Origin of the sequence: Bacillus cereus group sp. MYBK227-1, assembly GCF_051916325.1 — a bacterium.
Lineage (GTDB): Bacteria > Bacillota > Bacilli > Bacillales > Bacillaceae_G > Bacillus_A > Bacillus_A cereus.
The window spans coordinates 723,288-744,423 of record NZ_JBQAGK010000003.1; the positions used below are offsets into that span (position 1 = coordinate 723,288).

The following is a 21,136-nucleotide window of genomic DNA, read 5'->3' on the forward strand; positions in this document are numbered from 1 at the left end:
AGTGGAAGATCAATTAAAAGATTTTATTCATTATATGGTTGTCGAAAAAGGATTAGCAAAGAATACAGTAGTATCTTATGAACGGGATTTAAAAAGCTACGTAAAGTATTTGCAAAATGTGGAACAGACGAAAACTTTTCATGAAGTGACCCGTTTACACATTGTTAACTTTTTGCAGTATTTAAAAGAGAACGGAAAATCTTCGAAAACATTGGCGCGTCATATCGCATCAATTCGTTCGTTCCACCAATTTTTACTTCGTGAACGAGCGGTAGAACACGATCCATCCGTACATATTGAAACGCCACAAGGGGAACGGAAATTACCAAAGGTATTATCAGTTGATGAAGTAGAGGCGTTACTTCAAACACCAAAAATGACAAGTGCTTTTGGTATTCGTGATAAGGCGATGCTAGAGTTACTGTATGCGACAGGACTTCGTGTTTCAGAATTGATTGCACTCAATTTAGAAGATGTACATTTAACGATGGGATTTGTTCGTTGCATAGGGAAAGGGAATAAAGAAAGAATTATTCCACTAGGAAGTTTAGCAACGGAAGCGATTCAAAAGTATATTGAAAAAGGAAGAAGAGAATTAATGGGGAAAAAAGTAGTGGATGCACTCTTTTTAAACCATCATGGTAATCGATTATCAAGACAAGGATTTTGGAAAATATTAAAACGATTAGCGAAAGAGGCAAATATTGAAAAAGAACTTACACCTCATACGTTGCGTCACTCGTTTGCTACGCACTTATTAGAAAATGGAGCAGATTTACGTGCTGTACAAGAAATGCTTGGACATGCAGATATTTCAACTACGCAAATCTATACGCACGTTTCAAAAACTAGATTAAAAGATGTATATAAACAGTTTCATCCGAGAGCATAGTTACTATGCTCTTTTTTTCATAGATTAAGAGGGGAAGACCGTTTCACAGAAACTTCACAAACATTTCGTATATTGTTTTCAGCAGAAGACTAGAATATTACAATGTATTTCCTCTATACTAAATAAAGTATAAAGGAGGAAATGATGATGAAAAAACTGATTATAACTTTATTTATCGCGATGCTAGCGTTGGCTGGCTGTAATACAAACAAAGAAGAACCGAAAAAAGAACAGAAACTTGAAGCTGTAAAAGTAGCAGTCCAAACAAATCCGAAAGAAATTAAACCAGGTGAAAAAACAGAAGTACAAGCACTTGTTACACAAGGGAAAGAAAAAGTAACGGATGCCGATGATGTAAAGTTTGAAATTTGGAAAGATGGCGACGAAAAGCACGAGATGTTAGATGGTAAGCATAAAGGAAAAGGTGTTTATGCAGTAGAGAAAACATTCGAAACGGATGGAGTATACCATATTATTGCTCACACAAATGCACGTGAAATGCACGTTATGCCAGAAGTGAAAGTTGCTGTAGGAAATGCGAAAGTAGAAGATGCGAAAAAAGAAAATAGTGATCACAGTGCAGGACATGGAGATCATAAAAGTGACACAATGATCCATCTTATGGCTGGAGACATAAAGGCAAATGCTGAATCTACAATGAAAGTTCATTTAAAGCAAAAAGAAGAAGCATTAACTGGTGCAGAAGTACAACTAGAGATTTGGAAAGATGGTGTTGAAAAACACGAATTTATTCCAGCGAAAGAAGGGAATAAAGGAGAGTATGAAACGAAACATACTTTCAAAGAGAACGGTGCTTACAAAGTGAAAGTACATGTAAGAAAAGGCGAATTGCATGAACATAAAGAAGAAACAATAGAAGTAAAATAAAAAGTAGCTCTTTAGAGCTACTTTTTATTTTTAATATGAAGAAATAAATCATAAAAAAATTAGCACTTCGTTGCAGAATGGATTACAATAGAAGTGTGAAGAAAATGAGAAATTCTACGAAAATGTATTAAAAAGAAAGCGTAAACATGTTATGATATCAGTATCAGATGTCTGACATCTGACTTAGAAAAAACTAGAAATGTTTTTGAATCGTTTCAAGTAAACGAAATAGGTTAGAAAATGATTTAAAGAAGTACTGTTTGACAATGAGAATTCTTTTGGATAACAGTTTCACTTTATAGCGTTTTGAACATACTACAAGAAGTAGAACTGAACTTATAGGAGGTCGCAGTTATGAATAAATATAAACGTATATTCCTAGTCGTAATGGACTCTGTGGGAATCGGTGAAGCACCAGATGCTGAGCAATTTGGTGATCTAGGATCTGACACAATTGGTCACATTGCTGAACATATGAATGGGTTACAAATGCCTAACATGGTGAAATTAGGTCTTGGTAACATTCGAGAAATGAAAGGTATCTCTAAAGTAGAGAAACCACTTGGATATTACACAAAAATGCAAGAGAAATCTACTGGTAAAGATACAATGACAGGTCACTGGGAAATCATGGGCCTTTACATTGATACACCATTCCAAGTGTTCCCAGAAGGATTCCCAAAAGAATTACTTGATGAATTAGAAGAAAAAACAGGCCGTAAAATTATCGGTAATAAGCCAGCTTCTGGAACTGAGATTCTTGATGAACTTGGTCAAGAGCAAATGGAAACAGGCTCTTTAATCGTTTATACTTCTGCTGATAGCGTATTGCAAATTGCAGCACACGAAGAAGTAGTGCCACTTGATGAGTTATATAAAATCTGTAAAATTGCACGTGAATTAACATTAGATGAGAAATACATGGTAGGTCGTGTTATTGCTCGTCCATTCGTTGGTGAACCTGGAAACTTTACACGTACACCAAATCGTCATGACTATGCATTAAAACCATTCGGCCGTACAGTAATGAACGAATTAAAAGATAGTGACTACGATGTAATTGCTATTGGTAAAATCTCTGATATTTATGATGGTGAAGGGGTAACAGAATCACTTCGTACGAAGTCTAACATGGATGGAATGGATAAGCTTGTAGATACATTAAATATGGACTTTACAGGTCTTAGCTTCTTAAACTTAGTTGACTTTGATGCATTATTCGGCCACCGCCGTGATCCACAAGGATACGGAGAAGCTCTGCAAGAATATGATGCACGTCTTCCAGAAGTATTCGCAAAACTAAAAGAAGATGATCTATTATTAATTACAGCAGACCACGGTAATGATCCAATTCACCCTGGTACTGACCATACACGTGAATATGTACCATTATTAGCATATAGCCCAAGCATGAAAGAAGGCGGACAAGAGTTACCACTTCGTCAAACATTTGCTGATATTGGTGCAACAGTAGCAGAAAACTTCGGTGTGAAAATGCCAGAATACGGAACAAGCTTCTTAAACGAGCTAAAGAAATAGGGGGATAAACAAATGAATCGTGAACTTATTACAAAATCAGCTTCATACTTAAAAGAGAAATTTCAAGAGACACCACAAGTAGGACTAATCCTTGGATCAGGACTAGGTGTATTAGCAGACGAAATTGAGAATGCAGTAACAGTACCTTACAGTGAAATCCCTGAATTCCCAGTATCAACTGTAGAAGGCCATGCAGGTCAACTAGTATTTGGTACACTTCAAGGTGTAACAGTAGTAGCAATGCAAGGACGTTTCCACTTCTATGAAGGATACGACATGCAAAAAGTAACATTCCCAGTTCGTGTTATGAAAGAACTAGGTGTAGAAACAGTAGTTGTAACAAACGCAGCTGGTGGTGTAAATACATCATTTGAGCCAGGCGATCTTATGTTAATTTCAGACCACATTAACTTCATGGGTACGAATCCATTAATCGGACCGAATGATTCTGAAATGGGCGTACGTTTCCCTGATATGTCTACATCATATACAGTAGAACTTCGCGAAATGGCGAAACAAGTTGCAGCAGACTTAAATATTAAAGTACAAGAAGGTGTATACGTAGGAATGACAGGTCCTGTATATGAAACACCTGCTGAAATTCGTATGCTTCGTACACTTGGCGGAGATGCAGTTGGTATGTCAACAGTACCTGAAGTAATTGTAGCGCGTCACGCTGGTATGAAAGTATTAGGTATTTCTTGTATTTCAAATATGGCAGCTGGTATTTTAGATCAACCACTTCACCACGATGAAGTAATTGAAACGACAGAACGTGTTAAAGCTAACTTCTTAGCATTAGTAAAAGCAATCGTAAAACAAATGAAGGGGTGACTTCACAATGAGAATGGTGGACCTAATTGCAAAAAAACGTGACGGACATGCATTAACGACAGAAGAAATTAACTTTATTGTTGAAGGATATACGAATGGTGATATTCCTGATTATCAAGTAAGTTCACTTGCAATGGCAATTTTCTTCCAAGATATGAACGATCAAGAGCGTGCTGATTTAACGATGGCAATGGTAAATAGCGGTGATACAATCGACTTATCGGCTATTGAAGGTGTAAAAGTAGATAAGCATTCAACAGGTGGTGTTGGTGATACAACGACACTTGTATTAGGTCCATTAGTAGCTGCTTTAGATGTACCAGTAGCGAAAATGTCTGGACGCGGTTTAGGACATACTGGTGGTACAATTGATAAATTAGAAGCAGTTCCAGGATTCCATGTGGAAATTGAAAACGATGAATTCATGCGTCTTGTAAATGAAAACAAAATCGCTGTTATCGGCCAAAGTGGTAACTTAACACCTGCTGATAAAAAGCTATATGCACTTCGTGATGTAACAGCAACAGTAAACTCAATTCCGCTTATTGCAAGTTCGATTATGAGTAAAAAAATTGCTGCTGGTGCAGATGCAATTGTTCTTGATGTAAAAACTGGAGCAGGTGCATTTATGAAAACGGATGAAGATGCAAAACGTTTAGCAGAAGCAATGGTACGTATCGGTAATAACGTTGGTCGTAATACGATGGCAGTTATTTCTGATATGAGTCAACCACTCGGTGAAGCTATCGGTAACGCATTAGAAGTTCAAGAAGCAATTGATACATTACAAGGTAAAGGGCCGAAAGATTTAGAAGAGCTATGTTTAACACTTGGAAGTCAAATGGTGTACCTTGCTGGACAAGCTTCATCTTTAGAAGATGCACGTGAAAAGCTAATTGAAGTAATGAACAACGGAAAAGCGCTAGAATCATTTAAAACGTTCTTATCAGCGCAAGGCGGTGACGCATCTGTTGTTGATGACCCTTCTAAATTGCCACAAGCACAATTTAAAATTGAAGTGGAAGCGAAAGAAGACGGATATGTATCAGAAATCGTTGCAGACGAAATCGGAACAGCAGCAATGCTTTTAGGAGCAGGACGTGCAACGAAAGAGTCTGAAATTGATTTAGCAGTTGGTCTAATGCTGCGCAAAAAAGTAGGCGATAGCGTGAAGCAAGGTGAATCTCTCGTTACAATTTACGCAAACCGCGAAAATGTTGAAGATGTAAAAGCGAAAATTTATGAGAACATGAAGATCTCTAAAGAACACGTAGATGCACCAACTTTAGTACACGGTATCGTAACGAAGTAATAAAAAAAGCTGAGGAGATTTCTCCTTGGCTTTTTTTACTATTTTTTGTTTATAATAATAATGGGTGAAATTATGATTAGAATTTGTGCAGTAACAAAAACAGATGAAGTATTATATGATGTTTCTTTAGAAGAAACAAAGAAAGACCATATTGTATGGTATTGGCTAGATTTATATAAGCCAACGAAAGAAGAGTATACATATATTCTGCAAGACCATTTTAAGTTCCATCCCCTTGCAATTGAAGACTGTCTAGAATACGTACAGAGGCCAAAAGTTGATTTTTATGATGGATATAACTTTTTAGTTCTTCACGCGTTTGGAGAAGATGGGCTAGAACCACATGAAATTGATTTGTTTGTTAGTGATCGCTATATTGTTTCTTTCCATTTTTCTCATAATAATGCAATTGAAAGAGTATGGAAAACACTTGGTGAGAAGAGGCGGATTAAGAAAGGACCTTTACATGTAGCACATACGATCACTGATCAAATTGTAGATGATTATTTCGCACCTGTATATTACATTGAAGATCATTTAAATGCGATTGATGATAATTTAACAGGTGAGACAGCAGGAGCCGTACTAGAAGAAGTATTTGATATTAGGGCAGATTTATCTAAGTTAAGACGTACAATTATTCCAATGCGTGATTTATTGTATCGTATTTTGAATTCCACTCGTTTTTACGGTATAAGTGATCATGAGATTTATTTTAAAGATATACATGATCATTTACTTAAACTTACGGAAATGATTGAGGCAAGTCGAGAGTTAACGGCGGATATTCGGGATAGTTATTTTTCATTAAACTCACATCATATGAATAACATTATGAAAACATTAACTGTATTCTCGACTATTTTCATGCCATTAACATTTATTGCGGGAGTATATGGAATGAACTTTACGCATATGCCAGAGCTTGGTGGACAATATAGTTATTTTATTTGTCTTCTTCTAATGGCATTAATTGGCGGCGGAATGATGGCCTGGTTTTATAAAAAAGGATGGTTTAAGTAAAAAAACACCGAGGATTTCCTCGGTGTTTTTTTTCAACCAATAGCATGTAATACAAACATAGCTAAGAATAAGCATGTAATGATATACATAGATGGTGCGACTTCTTTACGCTTTCCAAGAGCAACTTTTAAGATAGGGTAAGCAATAAATCCGAACGCAATGCCATCAGCGATACTATATGTGAGCGGGATCATGACGATAATTAAGAACGCTGGAAATCCTTCTGAAAAATCGTTCAGAGGAATTTGCTGAATGCTTGTAATCATCAGGCCGCCAATAATAATTAAGATTGGTGCAATGGCACTATCAGGAATTAGTTTGACAAACGGAAGTGCAAACAATGATGCAAAGAATAACAACCCCGTAACGATAGACGTCAGACCTGTCTTTCCGCCTGCAGTAATACCTGCGGCACTCTCTACTGTTGATACGGTAGGGCTTGTGCCAAATATACCACATGTCATTGCTGAAATTGCATTGGCTTCGTAAGCACGTGGGAATTTACGGTCATCTTCTAATAAACCGTGCAGAAGTCCCATGTTCTCAAAAATAAGCACCATGCTTAAGGAGAATGTTGCAATCCAAAACGGTAAGGAAGAAAGTTTGCCAAATGACATAGCTCCAAACACATCGCCGTAATTAGCGAATGAGAATGAACTATTTCCGATTTGACTTGTATCAACAAGGCCAAATAGCCATGCAATACCAGTTCCTATTGCAATCGTCCATAAAAAGTTTCCACGTACGTTACGAATAAATAGTACAAGTGCAACGATAAGAGTAAGCACGGTCGCAAGAACGACAGGGTTACTTAATTTACCCATTGCAACAGCAGTATTTGGGTTCGAAACGACTAAGCCACCTTTTTGCAATCCGATAAACGCTAAAAATAATCCGATGCCGACAGTAATTGCTTCCTTTAATGACTTTGGAATTGATACTGATAGCACGCGAGCGATTGGTGTAAAAGCGGCAATTGCAAAAATAATACCAGAGATAAAGACAGCAGCCAATGCTTCTTGCCAAGTTAGTCCAAGCGTATGCACAGCTGTGTACGTGAAGAATGCATTTACACCCATACCAGGGACAAGAATAGCAGGTGCATTTGCCCAAAATGCCATGAGTAGACATCCGACAAATGAACTGAAAACAGTTGCTAAAATTCCAGCTTCAAGAGGAATGCCAGCATCGGATAAAATTGATGCATTTACAATCATAATATATACGATCGTGAAAAATGACGTAACTCCAGCTAAAACTTCTTGTTTTGGTGATGTTTCGTGTAAACCTAATTTAAATGTTCTTTCAAGTATTCCTTTCATGTTAAACCTTCTTTTTCATATCCCTCTCCCACCCGTGATATCTCTTTCGTAAGAGCTCACCGTCCTTTATTATATCAGAACATCATGTTTTTACAACAAGGAAAATGATAACGTTTACTTATAAATGAAATTATTTATAAATACGTAAAAATTGCCCGTATTGTTGAAATAATTTCTAACTCTCCCGATTGAATAGGCGGGGCTGCTTGCGCATGTAAAGTAGCATAAGACGTAACCTCCCTTGGTAATTGGGCAGATTCTTCAACGAATGAGAGGGGAACAGGATTAATATTTAAATTATATGTACTCGCAATAGCACGAGCTTTTTCTACTGCTTGGTGCAGAGCTTGAATGAGAGCTTGCTCATAATATTTATTTGGATGAGATACTCGGAAACGTAAACCTTTTGCTACATTTGCACCATTTGAAACGGCTATATCATATACTTCCCCAGCTTTTTGTACATTTAAAACGGTAATTTCATACAAATGCTCCACGCGGTATCCTTGCAGCAATGCTTTATCATTTACATATTCGTATTGAGGAGTAATTGTATAAGAAATCGTCTCTATATCTTTATCGGCAATACCAAGCTGTTTAAGTGCATCCAGCAATTGTTTGGATTGCACTGCATTTTCTTCTTGAGCCTGTTTTACATTTTTATCATCTGTTCGAATGCCGAGTGTTAATATAACAACATTCGGTTTTGCTTTTACAACACCTTCTCCTTGTACAGTAATAGTAGCTTCTTTACCAGTATTAGCAGTGCGTACGTTGTGTAAATAAGGATTCATTCCACCCTGCATTTTCCATCACCATCCTTTTTATATGTATATGTGTGAACAAAAAAGAAATTTATATGAAAAAAGTTACATAAATGAGAATGTTGAGGAAAGAAAGCATATACAACATAGGTATTTATAGATTATAATATGTGTAAATATGATAAAAAAGGGACGAGGCTATTGAACGAAAAAAGAGAAACGCTGATTTTAGATTTATCTGCATCATTTCGAAAAATGATACGTTTATTACAAAATGATATTAATACACGTTTTGCAGAACATATGCCATATAATGAATTTTCTGTATTACGTGCGTTATTTTTAAACAGTCCACAGATGGCTTCGCAAATTGCGAGTGAAGTAAACGTAACCTCCAGTCATATTACAGCTGTTACAGATCGTCTCGTACGAAAAGGATTAGTAGAAAGAAAACGTTCTAATTCAGATCGTCGAATCGTGTACTTAGAAATTACAGAGCACGGAAGAGAAGTAACTGAAAAACTTGAAGCTGTGCGTAAAGAATATTATAAAGAGAGATTTAAAGGTTGGAGCGACCAAGAAATAGAAATGGTCTTAGAACTATTTGGCCGCGTATTATAATAAATGAGGATAGGAAGCGAAAGCATTCCTATCCTTTTTCTTTTGAATAAAAATATTTTGAAACTCCGATACTTTAATTAAAAGATTGGAGGAAAGATTATGAAATATATTGCTGCACTTACCATTTTATTTGGTGGTTTTTTCTGTTTTCAAACATTCACGTACGCAGATACGCCTATCCAAGTAGTGCGAAAAGAAGTGAAGTACATTGAAAATGATAATACAGTCTTATATTCGAAATTATGGGTTCGTTCTATGCAAAACGCAGTATTATTCCACCATAGCGATAATATTCGTAATCGGGACACATTACGTAATGTAACAAGTTCATCGCTTGTTAAAGCGAAGCAACTATCTTTTCAGAAAGCAGCACTTTATATACCGAGACTATCGCAATACGTATCAAAAATAGGGAAAGAAAACATTCAAGTGTACTACATTGCGATTCACTATAATGTGAAAAAAGAAAATGCATATCAATTAGATGGCATGAACTATTTTCTACAAGTATTCGTAAAAGAGCGTGGGGAATGGAAAATTGCCGAAAGTGTAGTTGCCCCGACAGAGCAAATTGTGCAAAATGGTGATGGATTTGGAATGAAAGAAGAGATGGTGTATGGGGATAGGAGAGAGAATTTAAAATAACCTCCTCTTAAAGAGGAGGTTATTTTACACGCCAAGAAAATTTAAATTTTAATAAGCGAGATAATAGTAGGTAGACTATCATACTGGTCCCTATAAAACCAATATAATAATTTAAGATAGAACGACTTCCGCCCGCTGCCATTCCTCCAAACATTCCAATAAAGATTACACAACATATCATACATAGTGTTTTAAGCTTCGGATATAATAAAAAGTTTCCGTTTTGTTCATTAGGTGATCTTGTATATAAGTACATTCCTAAAGGGAATAGAATAAGCATATTTGCGATTGGACCGGTAAGTTTTGTTGCTGAAGGAATATATGTAAAATTAGGTTCATCATGACGTACGCCTTGTTGATCAGTATAAGCACGTTGAGGATCGTAATTAAAATTAATATTGAATCCGCGAACTGGCGCTAAAATACTCATTTTTTCTATTACTGAACCGTAACGATCTACATTTTCCTCCGTATAGACGGTATGATTGGAAGTAAGTCCAACCGTATGAATAGAAATAGCTCCGGCAATTAGAGTCGGCAAAATAAAAGGGAATCCAAGTATAGCAACACTGAAGAATCCTTGTGAAATCATATTACCAGCAATTGTTCCTATGCATAATGCAAGTGTATAGATAGCAACTAAGATGATAACCATGTACAAGAAGTAAGTATGAAATGGTGAAAATATTTGATACTTATTATGAAAGGTTGTCTTTTTCATAATAGCAAAAAGTCCCCAATTTAGTATAACGATAGCTACAATATTACACACGCCAAAAAGCCATTTCGTTATGAAGAGATGTGTTCGTTTAAATGGCATAGACCATAAAATGTCACTTGATTGATTTTGACGTTCCCATCCAATAAGAATGCAGGCTAATATAATAAGGAGTCCTCCTTGAACCATAATAGCATCGGGAAGTGAAAGTTGATAATTATATCGGTATATATATTTCCATTCATTATGTTCATGAAAATATTTTAATTGCTCGGCAGCTGCTAAATAGTATTTATATGATAGTACATAAAAACTTACTAACCAAAATAGCCAAATAATATATTTACTTTGTTTGTAGGTATGCACCCATAATGCTTTTTGAAACATAGGATCTCTCCTTTAAAAAACTTTATAGTTTGTAAGACGTGATAATATAAAATAAGTGACGATTCCAAATAAAAAGAACCCAACATAGTAACTAAATAATAAATCAAAACGTTTTAACATTTGCCCACCTATTAATGCAAAATAAAAGGTAGTACCCCACATCCAGAGTGAGTTGTATTTTGGGAAAAGGAAAATTTTCTTATTATGTTCATTAGGTGATCGTGCATAAAGAAACATACCAATTAGTAAGCTGGAAATAGTATAGAAGATAGGAACAAGTATTACTTTTGCAGAGTAGTAACTATGAAAAGTGGGTCCCCTTTGTATTACTTTTCCATGATCTTCATCTGATTGGACAGTAGGGTGGTAATTATAACTAATTGAAAAGTCTAATATAGCGCTTGAAATGTTGGTCTTTTTATTGAATTTATAAATGTTTTCGAAATTCGTATAACTTTTATTCCCTTGTATTGCCTCAGCATGAGCTGTAAAGAAAAGGAGTAAGAGTGAAAAGATTCCCATTCCCATTATGCAAAAAGTAATGCTGAAGATGCTTTGTGAAATAATACTGCCAGTAAATGTACCTATACATAAAGAGACAGTATAGATAGCGATATATGTGAAAATTGCATACAAGAAATATCGATGAAACGGTTCGAAAGATTGATATTCAAAGTGAATCGTAGATTTATAAATAAAATACATAAGACCCCAATTGATTAGAAATGATAGTACAATGAAAAATCCACCGAAAACCCACTTCGATAAGAACATATCACGTCTTTTAAATGGAAATGTCATAAGTGAATCTCCATTTTGATTACTTCGCTCCCAGCCAATTAATATACAGGATAGGATAATTGTAATAATACTTAACCAAAAGCTATTAGAAGAATAAAAAGAATAATGATAGTAGAACTTTTCTTCACCTATTTTTTCTGGATGGAGAAAGAGAGACTGTTGAGTTTCTGCTGCTTGATAGTATTCGAAAGATAAAAAATAAAGTGAACTGAAGAGAAAAAGTAACGCAGCATATTTCCCACGCTTCCAATTCCACATCCATAACGCTTTATGAAACATATCCATCCTCCTCCAGTGTCGTAACGAAGACATCTTCAAGTGACATTGTTAATTCTTCAATGAGCAGTGGTTGTTCTTTATAAAACTTCTCGAGTGTTGTAGCCACATTTCCTTCAATTAAGATTGTATATACTTTTCCTGTTTGATTTAATATTTTAATATTGCTTAAGTTTTCTAGTTTTTGAGGTAATGAACGCTCGTAAGCTACTTGTATTTTTGCAAATTGTGATTTTGCATCGTCTAGTGACGTAATAGATGCTACAGTATGTCCTTTTAACATAATGATTGTATCTGCAATTTGTTCCACTTCATCTAAATGATGGGTAGAGATGAAAATGGTAATTTCTTTTTCTGCAACTTCTCCAACGAGAAACTGTAAAATCTGTCTTTTAACGATAGGATCAAGTCCGTTTGTTGGTTCATCTAAAATAATATATTCTGCTTTTGCAGCAACAGCTAAAATGATGGCAAGCAGTGCTTTCATTCCTTTTGAATAACTACGAATTCGTTTATTTGGTAAGTTGAAATGTTCTAGTAGTTCATAGAAATATGGTTCATCAAAAGCTGTATAAACTGCTTTATAAAACTTCACGATTTCTTTTACTGTATAACCGTTCAGTATGTTAGTAGAATCCGGAACATATACGATTTTTTGTTTCGTTTCAGGATTCTTATGAATGTCGATATCCTCATATGTAACAGTTCCCTCGTCTGGGTCTAAAATGCCGACCATCGTTCGTAATAAAGTTGTTTTTCCCACGCCGTTTCTTCCAAGTAACCCGATGATACTACCTTTTTGTAATGTGAAAGAAACATCGTCTAAAATTGTTTGAGTATCAATTGTTTTCTTCAAGCTTGTCACTTTCAGCATCCGTATTTCCTCCAATCTCTTTATAGTATGAATCTATCCAATCATGAATTTTATCTTTCGTAACACCAAGATAAGAGGCTTCTAATAGTAATTGATGAAATTGCTTTTCAACCATAGCGATTTTCCTTTCGTCTAATGTTGGGGTAATCGATTGGGATACAAATGTTCCTTTTCCTCGTAACGTTTCAATAATTCCTTGTCGCTCTAACTCTTGATACGCTTTACTCACTGTATTTGGATTTATAACGAGTAAAGAAGCGAGTTCGCGTACAGAAGGAAGTTTATCACTTGGAGCCAACATGCTTTTCAATACGAGTTCTTTTATATTTTGAACAATTTGTTCCCATATCGGAGTGTTGCTTCTTGGGTCAAGTTGAATATGCAAGAGCAATGTCTCCTTCCTCATATGTATTAAGTGTACTACTATATGTAATACACTTAATACAATATAGGGGACGAATGTATTTGTCAACTGAAAATAATAGAAAAAATTGGTATTAAAAAAAGGAGAATTGGAAAAAATAGGTCTGATATAGAATGGAGGGTTAGTCATGAAGCGAGTTTTTGGAATACTTGTTTGTTTCATGTTATTGCTTTCTGGAACTTCAGTGAGTTTTGCGCAATCTGAAAAAACGAAGCAGGAGAAAACAGAAGAAACAACGCCGAAGTTAGCGGAACAAGCGTCGTCAGCAATCGTAATTGAGCAAGATACAGGTAAAGTTTTATTTGATAAAAACCCAAATGAAAAATTACCACCTGCTAGTATGACAAAGATTATGACAATGCTTTTAATTATGGAACAAGTTGAAAAAGGAAAACTAAAACTGACCGATAAAGTTAGAGCGAGTGAACATGCAGCTTCAATGGGTGGATCGCAAATCTTTTTAGAACCTGGGGAAGAGATGACTGTAAATGAGATGTTAAAGGGTATTGCAATTGCATCTGGAAATGACGCATCTGTTGCAGTAGCCGAGCACATCGCAGGTTCAGAAGAAGGATTTGTAAATATGATGAACAAAAAGGCGAAAGATTTAGGGCTGAAAAATACACATTTTCAAAATCCAACAGGTCTTCCGGCCAAAGACCATTATTCGACAGCAAATGATATGGCTATAATGGCGAGAGAATTGATGAAGTATCCACTTATTCGTAAATACACAGGTAAGTACGAAGATTATTTACGTGAAGATACGGATAAAAAGTTTTGGCTCGTTAATACGAATAAACTAGTACGTTTTTATCCTGGCGTAGATGGAGTAAAAACAGGTTTTACGACAGAAGCGAAATATTGTTTAACAGCATCGGCTGAAAAAAATGGCATGCGTGTCATTTCAGTTGTCATGGGAGCACCAACATCAAAAGAACGGAACAACCAAGTGACGAAGCTTCTTGACTATGCATTTGGACAATATATGACAAAGAAATTGTATACGCGCGGCGAAAAAATTAAGACAGTTCAAGTAGGAAAAGGGAAAAAAGAAAAAGTAGATTTAGTTGCGTCAGATAATGTTTCTCTTCTTATGAAGAAGGGCGAGAATATGGACAAGGTAAAACAAGAAGTAATTGCTGAAAAGAAAGTAAAAGCACCGATTAAAAAAGGTGACGCGCTTGGTACACTTGTTATTAAAAAAGATAAAGATGTTTTATTAAAACAAACAATTGTAGCAAAAGAAGATGTTGCTGCAGCGAGCTGGTGGGAGTTATTTAAAAGAAGTTTTGGGATGTTTTCAACATCAAAATAGCGGCAAATATTTTGCCGCTTTTCTATTCGTATGTAAGTGAATAATGCTGAAAGGTTTCACTTTATGACGAAATAGTTCTTCTTTTGTCAGCAGGAAGGATTCTTATTTTGTATCACGAAAATCTTTATGTATGTGAATAAGTAAAGTTTGAGCATAAGGAGGAAATCGTGTGAGTCTTTCCATGCAATTAGAAGTAAAACGTGACGTCCTATGTGTGAGACTAGAGGGTGAATTAGATCATCATACGGCTGAAGAGTTGCGAACGAAAGTAACAGATATGATTGAGACACATGGTGTTCATCATATTGTTTTGAGCCTAGAGAACTTATCGTTTATGGATAGTTCTGGTCTAGGTGTTATATTAGGCCGATATAAACACGTAAAGGGATTAGGTGGAGAAATGGTTGTTTGTGCAATTTCACCGCCTGTTAAGCGTTTATTTGAAATGTCGGGCTTATTCAAAATCGTTCGCTTAGAAGAAAGTGAAGCGCACGCGCTCGCGACGTTGGGGGTGGCATAGATGAGAAATGAAATGAACCTTCAATTTTCAGCATTAAGTCAAAATGAATCATTCGCTCGCGTTACAGTGGCGGCTTTCATTGCACAACTAGATCCAACGATGGAAGAATTAACGGAGATTAAAACAGTTGTGTCAGAAGCGGTTACAAATGCAATTATTCATGGATACGAAGGAAATGCAGAAGGTATTGTTTATATTTCTGTAATTTTGGAAGAAGCAATGGTGAAACTCACGATTCGAGATGAAGGGATTGGAATCTTTAACTTAGATGAAGCGAGACAACCCCTTTTTACAACTAAACCTGAATTAGAGCGTTCCGGAATGGGATTTACTATCATGGAAAATTTTATGGATGAAGTAGAAGTTATTTCAAACGAATCTTTCGGGACAACAATCCATTTGACAAAATACTTATCAAATAGTAACGCTCTATGCAATTAAGGAGAATAGCCTATGGACATAGAGGTCAAAAATGAGAAGAAGAAACCTCAGTTAAAGGACCACGAGCTAAAAGCGTTAATTCAAAAAAGTCAAGATGGAGATCAACAAGCGAGAGATACAATCGTTCAAAGTAATATGCGCCTCGTTTGGTCGGTTGTACAGCGGTTTCTTAATCGAGGATACGAACCAGACGACCTATTTCAAATTGGATGTATTGGGCTCTTGAAATCGGTAGATAAATTTGATTTATCTTTCGACGTGAAATTTTCAACATATGCAGTTCCAATGATTATTGGTGAAATACAACGTTTCTTACGCGATGATGGATCAGTGAAAGTTAGTAGGTCTTTAAAAGAAACAGGAAACAAAATTCGAAAGATGAGAGATGAGCTTTCGAAAGAATTCGGAAGGGCTCCAACGATTAATGAAGTGGCAGAGGCACTAGAACTAACGCCAGAGGAAGTTGTTCTAGCACAAGAAGCGAGCCGGGCCCCTTCATCTATACATGAAACTGTATATGAAAACGATGGAGATCCAATCACTATTTTAGATCAAATTGCAGATCAATCTGAAACGAAATGGTTCGATAAAATTGCTTTAAAAGAAGCGATTAGAGAACTAGATGAACGAGAGCGCTTAATTGTATACTTGCGTTACTATAAAGATCAAACACAGTCAGAAGTAGCAGAGCGCATAGGCATTTCGCAAGTACAAGTTTCAAGACTTGAAAAGAAAATATTAAAACAGATGAAAGATCGAATAGACGAATAATTGTCTATTCGATTTTTTTATGCCGTTAATAGGAGAGAGATGTTAATTTTCGCAAAAATTAACAGAATTTATTGATAATTTAGTCAATTTAAAATATAATCCAAGTATGAACTTGTCATAAAGGGGGAAGGAAACATGGAAACGAGGCAACAATGGGGAACGAGAGCTGGATTTATTTTCGCAGCGGTCGGATCTGCCGTTGGATTAGGAAACATATGGCGTTTTCCTTATACAGCGTATGAAAATGGAGGAGGAGCATTCTTTTTACCGTATTTATTTGCATTATTAACGACTGGTATTTCATTGTTAGCGTTTGAGTTTGCCCTTGGTCATCGTCATCGTGGCTCAGCACCACTTACATTTTTCCGTATTAGCCCGCGTGCAGAATTTATTGGATGGTGGCAAATGTGCGTAACATTTATTGTTTCAACATATTATGCAGTGATTATTGCTTGGTCTATATCGTATACATACTTTGCAATTACTGGAGCATGGGGAAAAGACACGCAATCATTTTTATTTAAAGAGTACTTACATGTTGCAGATAAGCCAGGACAATTTGGAGGACTTGTACCAGAAGTATTAATTCCGTTAGCTCTCGTTTGGATTATTGTGCTTGGCGTTGCATTTAAAGGAGTTAAAAAAGGAATCGAAGTTGTTAACCGTATATTTATCCCTTTATTAGTTGTTATGTTCCTTATTATCGTTGTTCGTGCAGTGACGATGGAAGGTGCTATGCAAGGACTAGATGCATTCTTTAAACCAGATTGGAGTCGTATTTTTGATGGGAAAGTATGGCTTGCTGCTTACGGTCAAATATTCTTTAGTTTATCTTTAGCATTTGGAATTATGATTACGTATTCTAGTTATTTACCGAAAAACTCGGATACAACAAATAATGCCTTTATTACTGGATTTGCAAACTCAGGATTTGAATTATTAGCAGGTATTGGGGTCTTTGCAGCTCTTGGATTTATGGCAAATAATATGGGAGTACCGGTTGATAAAGTAGCAAGTGCTGGCGTTGGGCTTGCGTTCGTAGTATTTCCCCAAATTATTAATGAATTGCCGATGTCACCGTTGTTTGGTGTTTTATTTTTCTTATCGTTAACGGTTGCTGGAATTACATCACTTATTTCACTCGCGGAAGTATGCTTTGCCGCTGTATCTGAAAAATTCAGTTTAAGTCGGGAAAAAACTATTGGAATTATGGGAACCCTTCTCGTGTTAGTTTCTCTTGTTTTTGCAACACGTGGTGGACTTATGTTCTTAGATGTTGTCGACTATTTCGCTAATAATTTCGGATTAATTACAATTGCACTTGCGGAAGTAGTTACGATAGGGCTCATTTTACGCCGTTTACCAGTTTATCAAAATCATGCAAACTTTGTATCTGATATTAAATTAGGAACGTTTTGGAGAGTGAGTTTACTCGTTATTACTCCGCTTATGTTAGGGTATATGCTAATTGATGGTACAATCCAAAATATTAAAAAGAACTACGGAGATTATCCGACTGAGTTTGTTGTAACGTATGGTTGGTCGATAGCAGCAGCATTCCTCATAGTTGCAATAATCATTGGCCTGAAAAAATGGGATGCACAAATTCATTCGGATTCTGCCAAGCTTGAAAAAGAATGGAAAGATCGAGGTGTTTCATAATGAGTGGATCAGCGATTATGATGATGGTTATTGGAATAGTAGTCATTTGGGGAGGGCTTGCATTAAGTATTGTAAACTTATTTAAGAAAAAGGCATAAGTAAAAAACATCTGTACCGAAATGGTGCAGATGTTTTTTTATGAAAAAATTGTATTAGAAAAAAATTCAATAACCATACTACAACTACGAGGAAGAGTGAAGGGGTGAATGAAAGTTGGAACAAACGATTTATATTAAAATGCGCAATCGTTTAAAAGTTTCTCCTACTTATGAAGTAAAGCTGGGCGATGTTGCTCAACTTGCCGGAGATTCTTCCGTAGTTGAGTTGTTACAAAATGAGATAGTTTACAAAATAACAGCGCATGATAAGACGCATGTTGTAATTGATGTTATGAAAGTAATTGAGATTATTCAACAGAAAGCATCTCATGTACAAATTAATTTACTCGGTTCTGGACAAACTCTTGTTGAAATTATATACGAAAAAAAGAAGACACACCCAATTTTTTTCGGGCTTGTATGGCTGTTACTGTTCATTGGAGCGGCCCTTGCGATCATTTATTTCCATGAAGATGTAAGTATGCAACAAGTACATCAACGGTTATATTACATGATTACTGGAGAATTTAATGCGCAACCACTTTTATTTCAAATCCCTTATTCTTTAGGTCTTGGCTTAGGGATGGTTTTATTTTTTAATCATGTATTTCAAAAGCGAATTAATGAAGAGCCGAGTCCGTTAGAAGTTGAGATGTTTCAATACCAACAGTCACTTGATCAGTATGTAATCGTTAATGAAAACAAGGATAATATGAAACAACTTGCCGATGATTGAGTCTAGATTTGTTATTTTAATTGGTTTAGCTGGAGGGATTGCGGTAGGTAGCGGATATGTCGCATTTTTAGCTGTACTTGGTATAATCCCCCGTTTAGCCCAATTAACGAGAAGTGGAAAGCATATTCAATATTTTGAGTGGGCAGTCATTGCAGGTACTTTAACAGGGGCTTGGTGCAGTTTGAAAAACATTACATTTCAAACGTCGCAGTATTGGCTCGTTATATTAGGGATATTTTGTGGCACATTCATCGGAATGCTTGCTGCGGCATTAACAGAGGTGTTAAATGTTCTGCCTATTTTAGCGAAACGAGTAGGGGTAGAGGGGAAGATTATTGTTTTACTCGTTGCTCTTGTACTTGGGAAAGTAATAGGATCGTTGTTTCACTGGATTTATTTCGTAAAGTAGGAGGCAGTATATAAATGACAAGTCAGAAATTGAAGGATGATTACATAAATAAAGTGAAGGAGTATCATCCAAAGCCAAACTATTTACTAAATTGTATCAAAGCATTTCTTGTAGGTGGACTCATTTGCACAGTTGGAGAAGTATTGATGAAATTTTATATACATTATTTTCACTTCAGTGAACAAGAGGCAGGAAACCCAACTGTTGCAACCCTTGTTTTATTATCCGCGATTTTAACAGGGTGTGGTGTATATGATAAAATCGGTCAATTTGCTGGAGCAGGATCAGCGGTACCGGTAACAGGATTTGCAAATTCTATGGCAAGCGCTGCCTTAGAACATAAGAGCGAAGGGGTTGTTCTAGGGATTGCTACAAATATGTTTAAACTGGCAGGAAGTGTGATTGTATTTGGGGTTGTTGGTGCATATATCATTGGGTTAATAAGGTATACCTTTAAAATTTTTATGTCTTAAAGGAGGGCTAGTATGAGGTTGACCGGAAAACAAACGTGGGTATTTCAAAATGATATATATGTGAATGCAACGGGTACTGCTGTCGGTCCGAAAGAAGCTGAGGGCCCTCTTGGGAAAAAATTTGATATTTCATATGGTGACTTGCATTGTGGAGAAGAAAATTGGGAGCTTGCCGAACGAAGATTAATGTCAGACTCAATTCAACAAGCAGTGCAAAAAGGGAATATAAAAACATCGCAAATTGATTTCTTTTTAGCGGGAGATTTATTAAATCAAACAGTGACAGCAAATTATGTTGCGCGTAAGTGGGGCATTCCTTTTTTAGGAATGTTTAGCGCTTGTGCGACGTCTATGGAGACTTTAGCAGTTGGCTCAGCTTTTATAGACGGTGGATTTGCAAATCGTGTCTTAGCTACAGTAAGTAGTCATAATGCAACGGCTGAAAGACAATTTCGCTATCCAACAGAGTACGGTGGACAAAAGCCAGGGACAGCAAATTCAACTGTGACTGGTGCAGGATCTATATTAATTAGCAATGAAAAAAGTGCAATTAAAATTACGTCGGCTACAATTGGAAAAGTGCAAGATTTAGGAATTACAAATCCTTTGGATATGGGGGCAGCGATGGCTCCAGCAGCAGCTCATACAATTCAACAACATTTTGAAGATTTAAGAAGAAGTGCCGATGATTATGATTTGATTGTTACGGGTGATTTATCAGCTGTTGGGACGCCGATTGCGAAACAACTTTTACTTGAGGAAGGTTATGATCTTGGGCATATATACAATGATTGTGGATTGATGATTTATGAATCAAGTCAAGAAGAAGTGTTTGCAGGTGGTAGTGGTTGCGCTTGTTCAGCAGTTGTCACATATGGTCATTTATTACACGAGATGCAAAAAGGGAATTTACAACGAATTTTTGTCGTTGCGACTGGTGCATTATTAAGCCCGATGATGATGCAACAGAAGGAAACGATTCCAACAATTGCACATGGTGTCGTATTTGAGAGAGTTAAAGGAGAGTGAATTGTGGATTTTATATATGCATTTCTTGTAGGTGGAGTTATTTGTTTAATTGGGCAACTATTGTTAGATTTCGTAAAGTTAACACCAGCTCATTTAATGGCAACTTTTGTAGTCATCGGAGCAATTTTAGATGGATTTGGATTGTACGATAAACTAATAAAGTTTGCAGGTGCTGGAGCAACAGTCCCTATTACAAGTTTTGGACATTCACTATTGCACGGAGCAATGCATGCAGCAGAAAAACATGGATATTTAGGAATTGGTATTGGCATGTTTAGTTTAACGTCTGCGGGCATTTCCGCAGCGATATTGTTTTCGTTTTTTATAGCACTTATATGTAAACCGAAAGGATAAATCAA

Annotated in this window: 25 protein-coding genes; 19 read left to right on the plus strand and 6 right to left on the minus strand. The window is 36.2% G+C overall.

Features of this window, described 5'->3' with window-relative positions; genetic code table 11:
• Position 1 precedes the first annotated feature (1 nt).
• The 6 genes from xerD to corA all read left to right on the plus strand — a co-directional run bounded on the left by xerD (position 2) and on the right by corA (position 6,488).
• Positions 2-892, plus strand: coding sequence for a site-specific tyrosine recombinase XerD (gene xerD, locus ACTFRM_RS17115; RefSeq protein WP_000390088.1), 891 nt, complete (start codon positions 2-4; stop codon positions 890-892).
• 147 nt (positions 893-1,039) lie between these two features.
• A complete protein-coding gene (locus ACTFRM_RS17120; protein WP_000733456.1) occupies positions 1,040-1,780 on the plus strand; it encodes a FixH family protein in 741 nt (246 codons plus the stop codon).
• A 354-nt stretch (positions 1,781-2,134) separates the two neighbouring features.
• Positions 2,135-3,319 carry a phosphopentomutase gene (deoB, locus tag ACTFRM_RS17125; RefSeq protein ID WP_001046079.1) on the plus strand — a complete coding sequence of 395 codons (1,185 nt, stop codon included), beginning with the start codon at positions 2,135-2,137 and terminating at the stop codon, positions 3,317-3,319.
• A 12-nt stretch (positions 3,320-3,331) separates the two neighbouring features.
• On the plus strand, positions 3,332-4,153 hold the full coding sequence (locus ACTFRM_RS17130; RefSeq protein ID WP_001078446.1) for a purine-nucleoside phosphorylase: 822 nt from the start codon (positions 3,332-3,334) through the stop codon (positions 4,151-4,153).
• 7 nt (positions 4,154-4,160) lie between these two features.
• Positions 4,161-5,465, plus strand: a complete 1,305-nt coding sequence (locus tag ACTFRM_RS17135) for a pyrimidine-nucleoside phosphorylase (RefSeq protein ID WP_001243069.1) — start codon at positions 4,161-4,163, stop codon at positions 5,463-5,465.
• Between the two features lie 60 nt (positions 5,466-5,525).
• Positions 5,526-6,488: a magnesium/cobalt transporter CorA gene (gene corA, locus ACTFRM_RS17140; RefSeq protein WP_002026281.1), complete on the plus strand. Its 963-nt coding sequence runs from the start codon at positions 5,526-5,528 to the stop codon at positions 6,486-6,488.
• A gap of 32 nt (positions 6,489-6,520) precedes the next feature.
• On the opposite strand, the gene ACTFRM_RS17145 is transcribed toward corA, so the two are convergent.
• Positions 6,521-7,810, minus strand: coding sequence for an NCS2 family permease (locus ACTFRM_RS17145; RefSeq protein WP_173600338.1), 1,290 nt, complete (start codon positions 7,808-7,810; stop codon positions 6,521-6,523).
• Between the two features lie 134 nt (positions 7,811-7,944).
• Positions 7,945-8,616, minus strand: coding sequence for an SIMPL domain-containing protein (locus ACTFRM_RS17150; RefSeq protein WP_001161449.1), 672 nt, complete (start codon positions 8,614-8,616; stop codon positions 7,945-7,947).
• 159 nt (positions 8,617-8,775) lie between these two features.
• On the opposite strand from ACTFRM_RS17150, the gene ACTFRM_RS17155 reads away from it, so the two are divergent.
• Entirely contained in the window at positions 8,776-9,195 is a 420-nt protein-coding gene (locus tag ACTFRM_RS17155) for a MarR family winged helix-turn-helix transcriptional regulator (protein WP_001003307.1), read from the plus strand.
• A 99-nt stretch (positions 9,196-9,294) separates the two neighbouring features.
• On the plus strand, positions 9,295-9,840 hold the full coding sequence (locus ACTFRM_RS17160) for a hypothetical protein (protein ID WP_033696439.1): 546 nt from the start codon (positions 9,295-9,297) through the stop codon (positions 9,838-9,840).
• Positions 9,841-9,859: 19 nt separating this feature from the next.
• Here the strand turns inward: ACTFRM_RS17160 and ACTFRM_RS17165 are convergent, their stop codons facing one another.
• From ACTFRM_RS17165 to ACTFRM_RS17180, 4 genes are read right to left on the minus strand one after another with little or no spacing between them, the layout of a single operon-like run.
• Positions 9,860-10,945 carry an ABC transporter permease gene (locus ACTFRM_RS17165; protein ID WP_173600339.1) on the minus strand — a complete coding sequence of 362 codons (1,086 nt, stop codon included), beginning with the start codon at positions 10,943-10,945 and terminating at the stop codon, positions 9,860-9,862.
• A gap of 12 nt (positions 10,946-10,957) precedes the next feature.
• The gene (locus ACTFRM_RS17170; protein ID WP_059303470.1) at positions 10,958-12,025 is read right to left on the minus strand and encodes an ABC transporter permease; all 1,068 of its coding nucleotides are present in this window, start codon (positions 12,023-12,025) and stop codon (positions 10,958-10,960) included.
• The gene (locus tag ACTFRM_RS17175; RefSeq protein ID WP_173600340.1) at positions 12,015-12,896 is read right to left on the minus strand and encodes an ABC transporter ATP-binding protein; all 882 of its coding nucleotides are present in this window, start codon (positions 12,894-12,896) and stop codon (positions 12,015-12,017) included. Before ACTFRM_RS17175 ends, ACTFRM_RS17170 begins: the two co-directional genes overlap by 11 nt.
• A complete protein-coding gene (locus ACTFRM_RS17180) occupies positions 12,862-13,281 on the minus strand; it encodes a GntR family transcriptional regulator (protein WP_000548045.1) in 420 nt (139 codons plus the stop codon). The genes ACTFRM_RS17175 and ACTFRM_RS17180 overlap by 35 nt, the downstream gene beginning before the upstream one ends.
• Positions 13,282-13,447: 166 nt before the next feature.
• Here ACTFRM_RS17180 and dacF point away from each other — a divergent pair, with 166 nt between their 5' ends.
• The 11 genes from dacF (at position 13,448) to spoVAE (ending at position 21,131) form a co-directional block, all read left to right on the plus strand.
• Positions 13,448-14,638 (plus strand): serine-type D-Ala-D-Ala carboxypeptidase DacF, encoded by a 1,191-nt coding sequence (gene dacF, locus ACTFRM_RS17185; protein WP_000831998.1) that lies wholly within the window; start codon positions 13,448-13,450, stop codon positions 14,636-14,638.
• Positions 14,639-14,807: 169 nt separating this feature from the next.
• Complete coding sequence (gene spoIIAA, locus ACTFRM_RS17190; protein WP_000059135.1) at positions 14,808-15,158, plus strand: anti-sigma F factor antagonist; 351 nt, start codon at positions 14,808-14,810, stop codon at positions 15,156-15,158.
• Positions 15,159-15,599, plus strand: coding sequence for an anti-sigma F factor (gene spoIIAB / locus ACTFRM_RS17195; protein ID WP_001243398.1), 441 nt, complete (start codon positions 15,159-15,161; stop codon positions 15,597-15,599).
• Between the two features lie 12 nt (positions 15,600-15,611).
• Entirely contained in the window at positions 15,612-16,370 is a 759-nt protein-coding gene (gene sigF, locus ACTFRM_RS17200) for an RNA polymerase sporulation sigma factor SigF (protein ID WP_000350729.1), read from the plus strand.
• A 135-nt stretch (positions 16,371-16,505) separates the two neighbouring features.
• Positions 16,506-18,032 (plus strand): sodium-dependent transporter, encoded by a 1,527-nt coding sequence (locus ACTFRM_RS17205; RefSeq protein WP_000450088.1) that lies wholly within the window; start codon positions 16,506-16,508, stop codon positions 18,030-18,032.
• Entirely contained in the window at positions 18,032-18,130 is a 99-nt protein-coding gene (locus tag ACTFRM_RS17210; RefSeq protein ID WP_000016828.1) for a methionine/alanine import family NSS transporter small subunit, read from the plus strand. Before ACTFRM_RS17205 ends, ACTFRM_RS17210 begins: the two co-directional genes overlap by 1 nt.
• Before the next feature lie 115 nt (positions 18,131-18,245).
• Positions 18,246-18,866 (plus strand): stage V sporulation protein AA, encoded by a 621-nt coding sequence (locus tag ACTFRM_RS17215; protein ID WP_000438369.1) that lies wholly within the window; start codon positions 18,246-18,248, stop codon positions 18,864-18,866.
• Positions 18,859-19,275, plus strand: a complete 417-nt coding sequence (spoVAB, locus tag ACTFRM_RS17220) for a stage V sporulation protein SpoVAB (protein WP_440043470.1) — start codon at positions 18,859-18,861, stop codon at positions 19,273-19,275. The genes ACTFRM_RS17215 and spoVAB overlap by 8 nt, the downstream gene beginning before the upstream one ends.
• Positions 19,276-19,289: 14 nt before the next feature.
• A complete protein-coding gene (gene spoVAC / locus ACTFRM_RS17225) occupies positions 19,290-19,748 on the plus strand; it encodes a stage V sporulation protein AC (RefSeq protein ID WP_000203810.1) in 459 nt (152 codons plus the stop codon).
• 12 nt (positions 19,749-19,760) lie between these two features.
• Entirely contained in the window at positions 19,761-20,777 is a 1,017-nt protein-coding gene (gene spoVAD / locus ACTFRM_RS17230; protein ID WP_001241166.1) for a stage V sporulation protein AD, read from the plus strand.
• 3 nt (positions 20,778-20,780) lie between these two features.
• The gene (gene spoVAE / locus ACTFRM_RS17235) at positions 20,781-21,131 is read left to right on the plus strand and encodes a stage V sporulation protein AE (RefSeq protein ID WP_000345916.1); all 351 of its coding nucleotides are present in this window, start codon (positions 20,781-20,783) and stop codon (positions 21,129-21,131) included.
• Positions 21,132-21,136 lie beyond the last annotated feature (5 nt).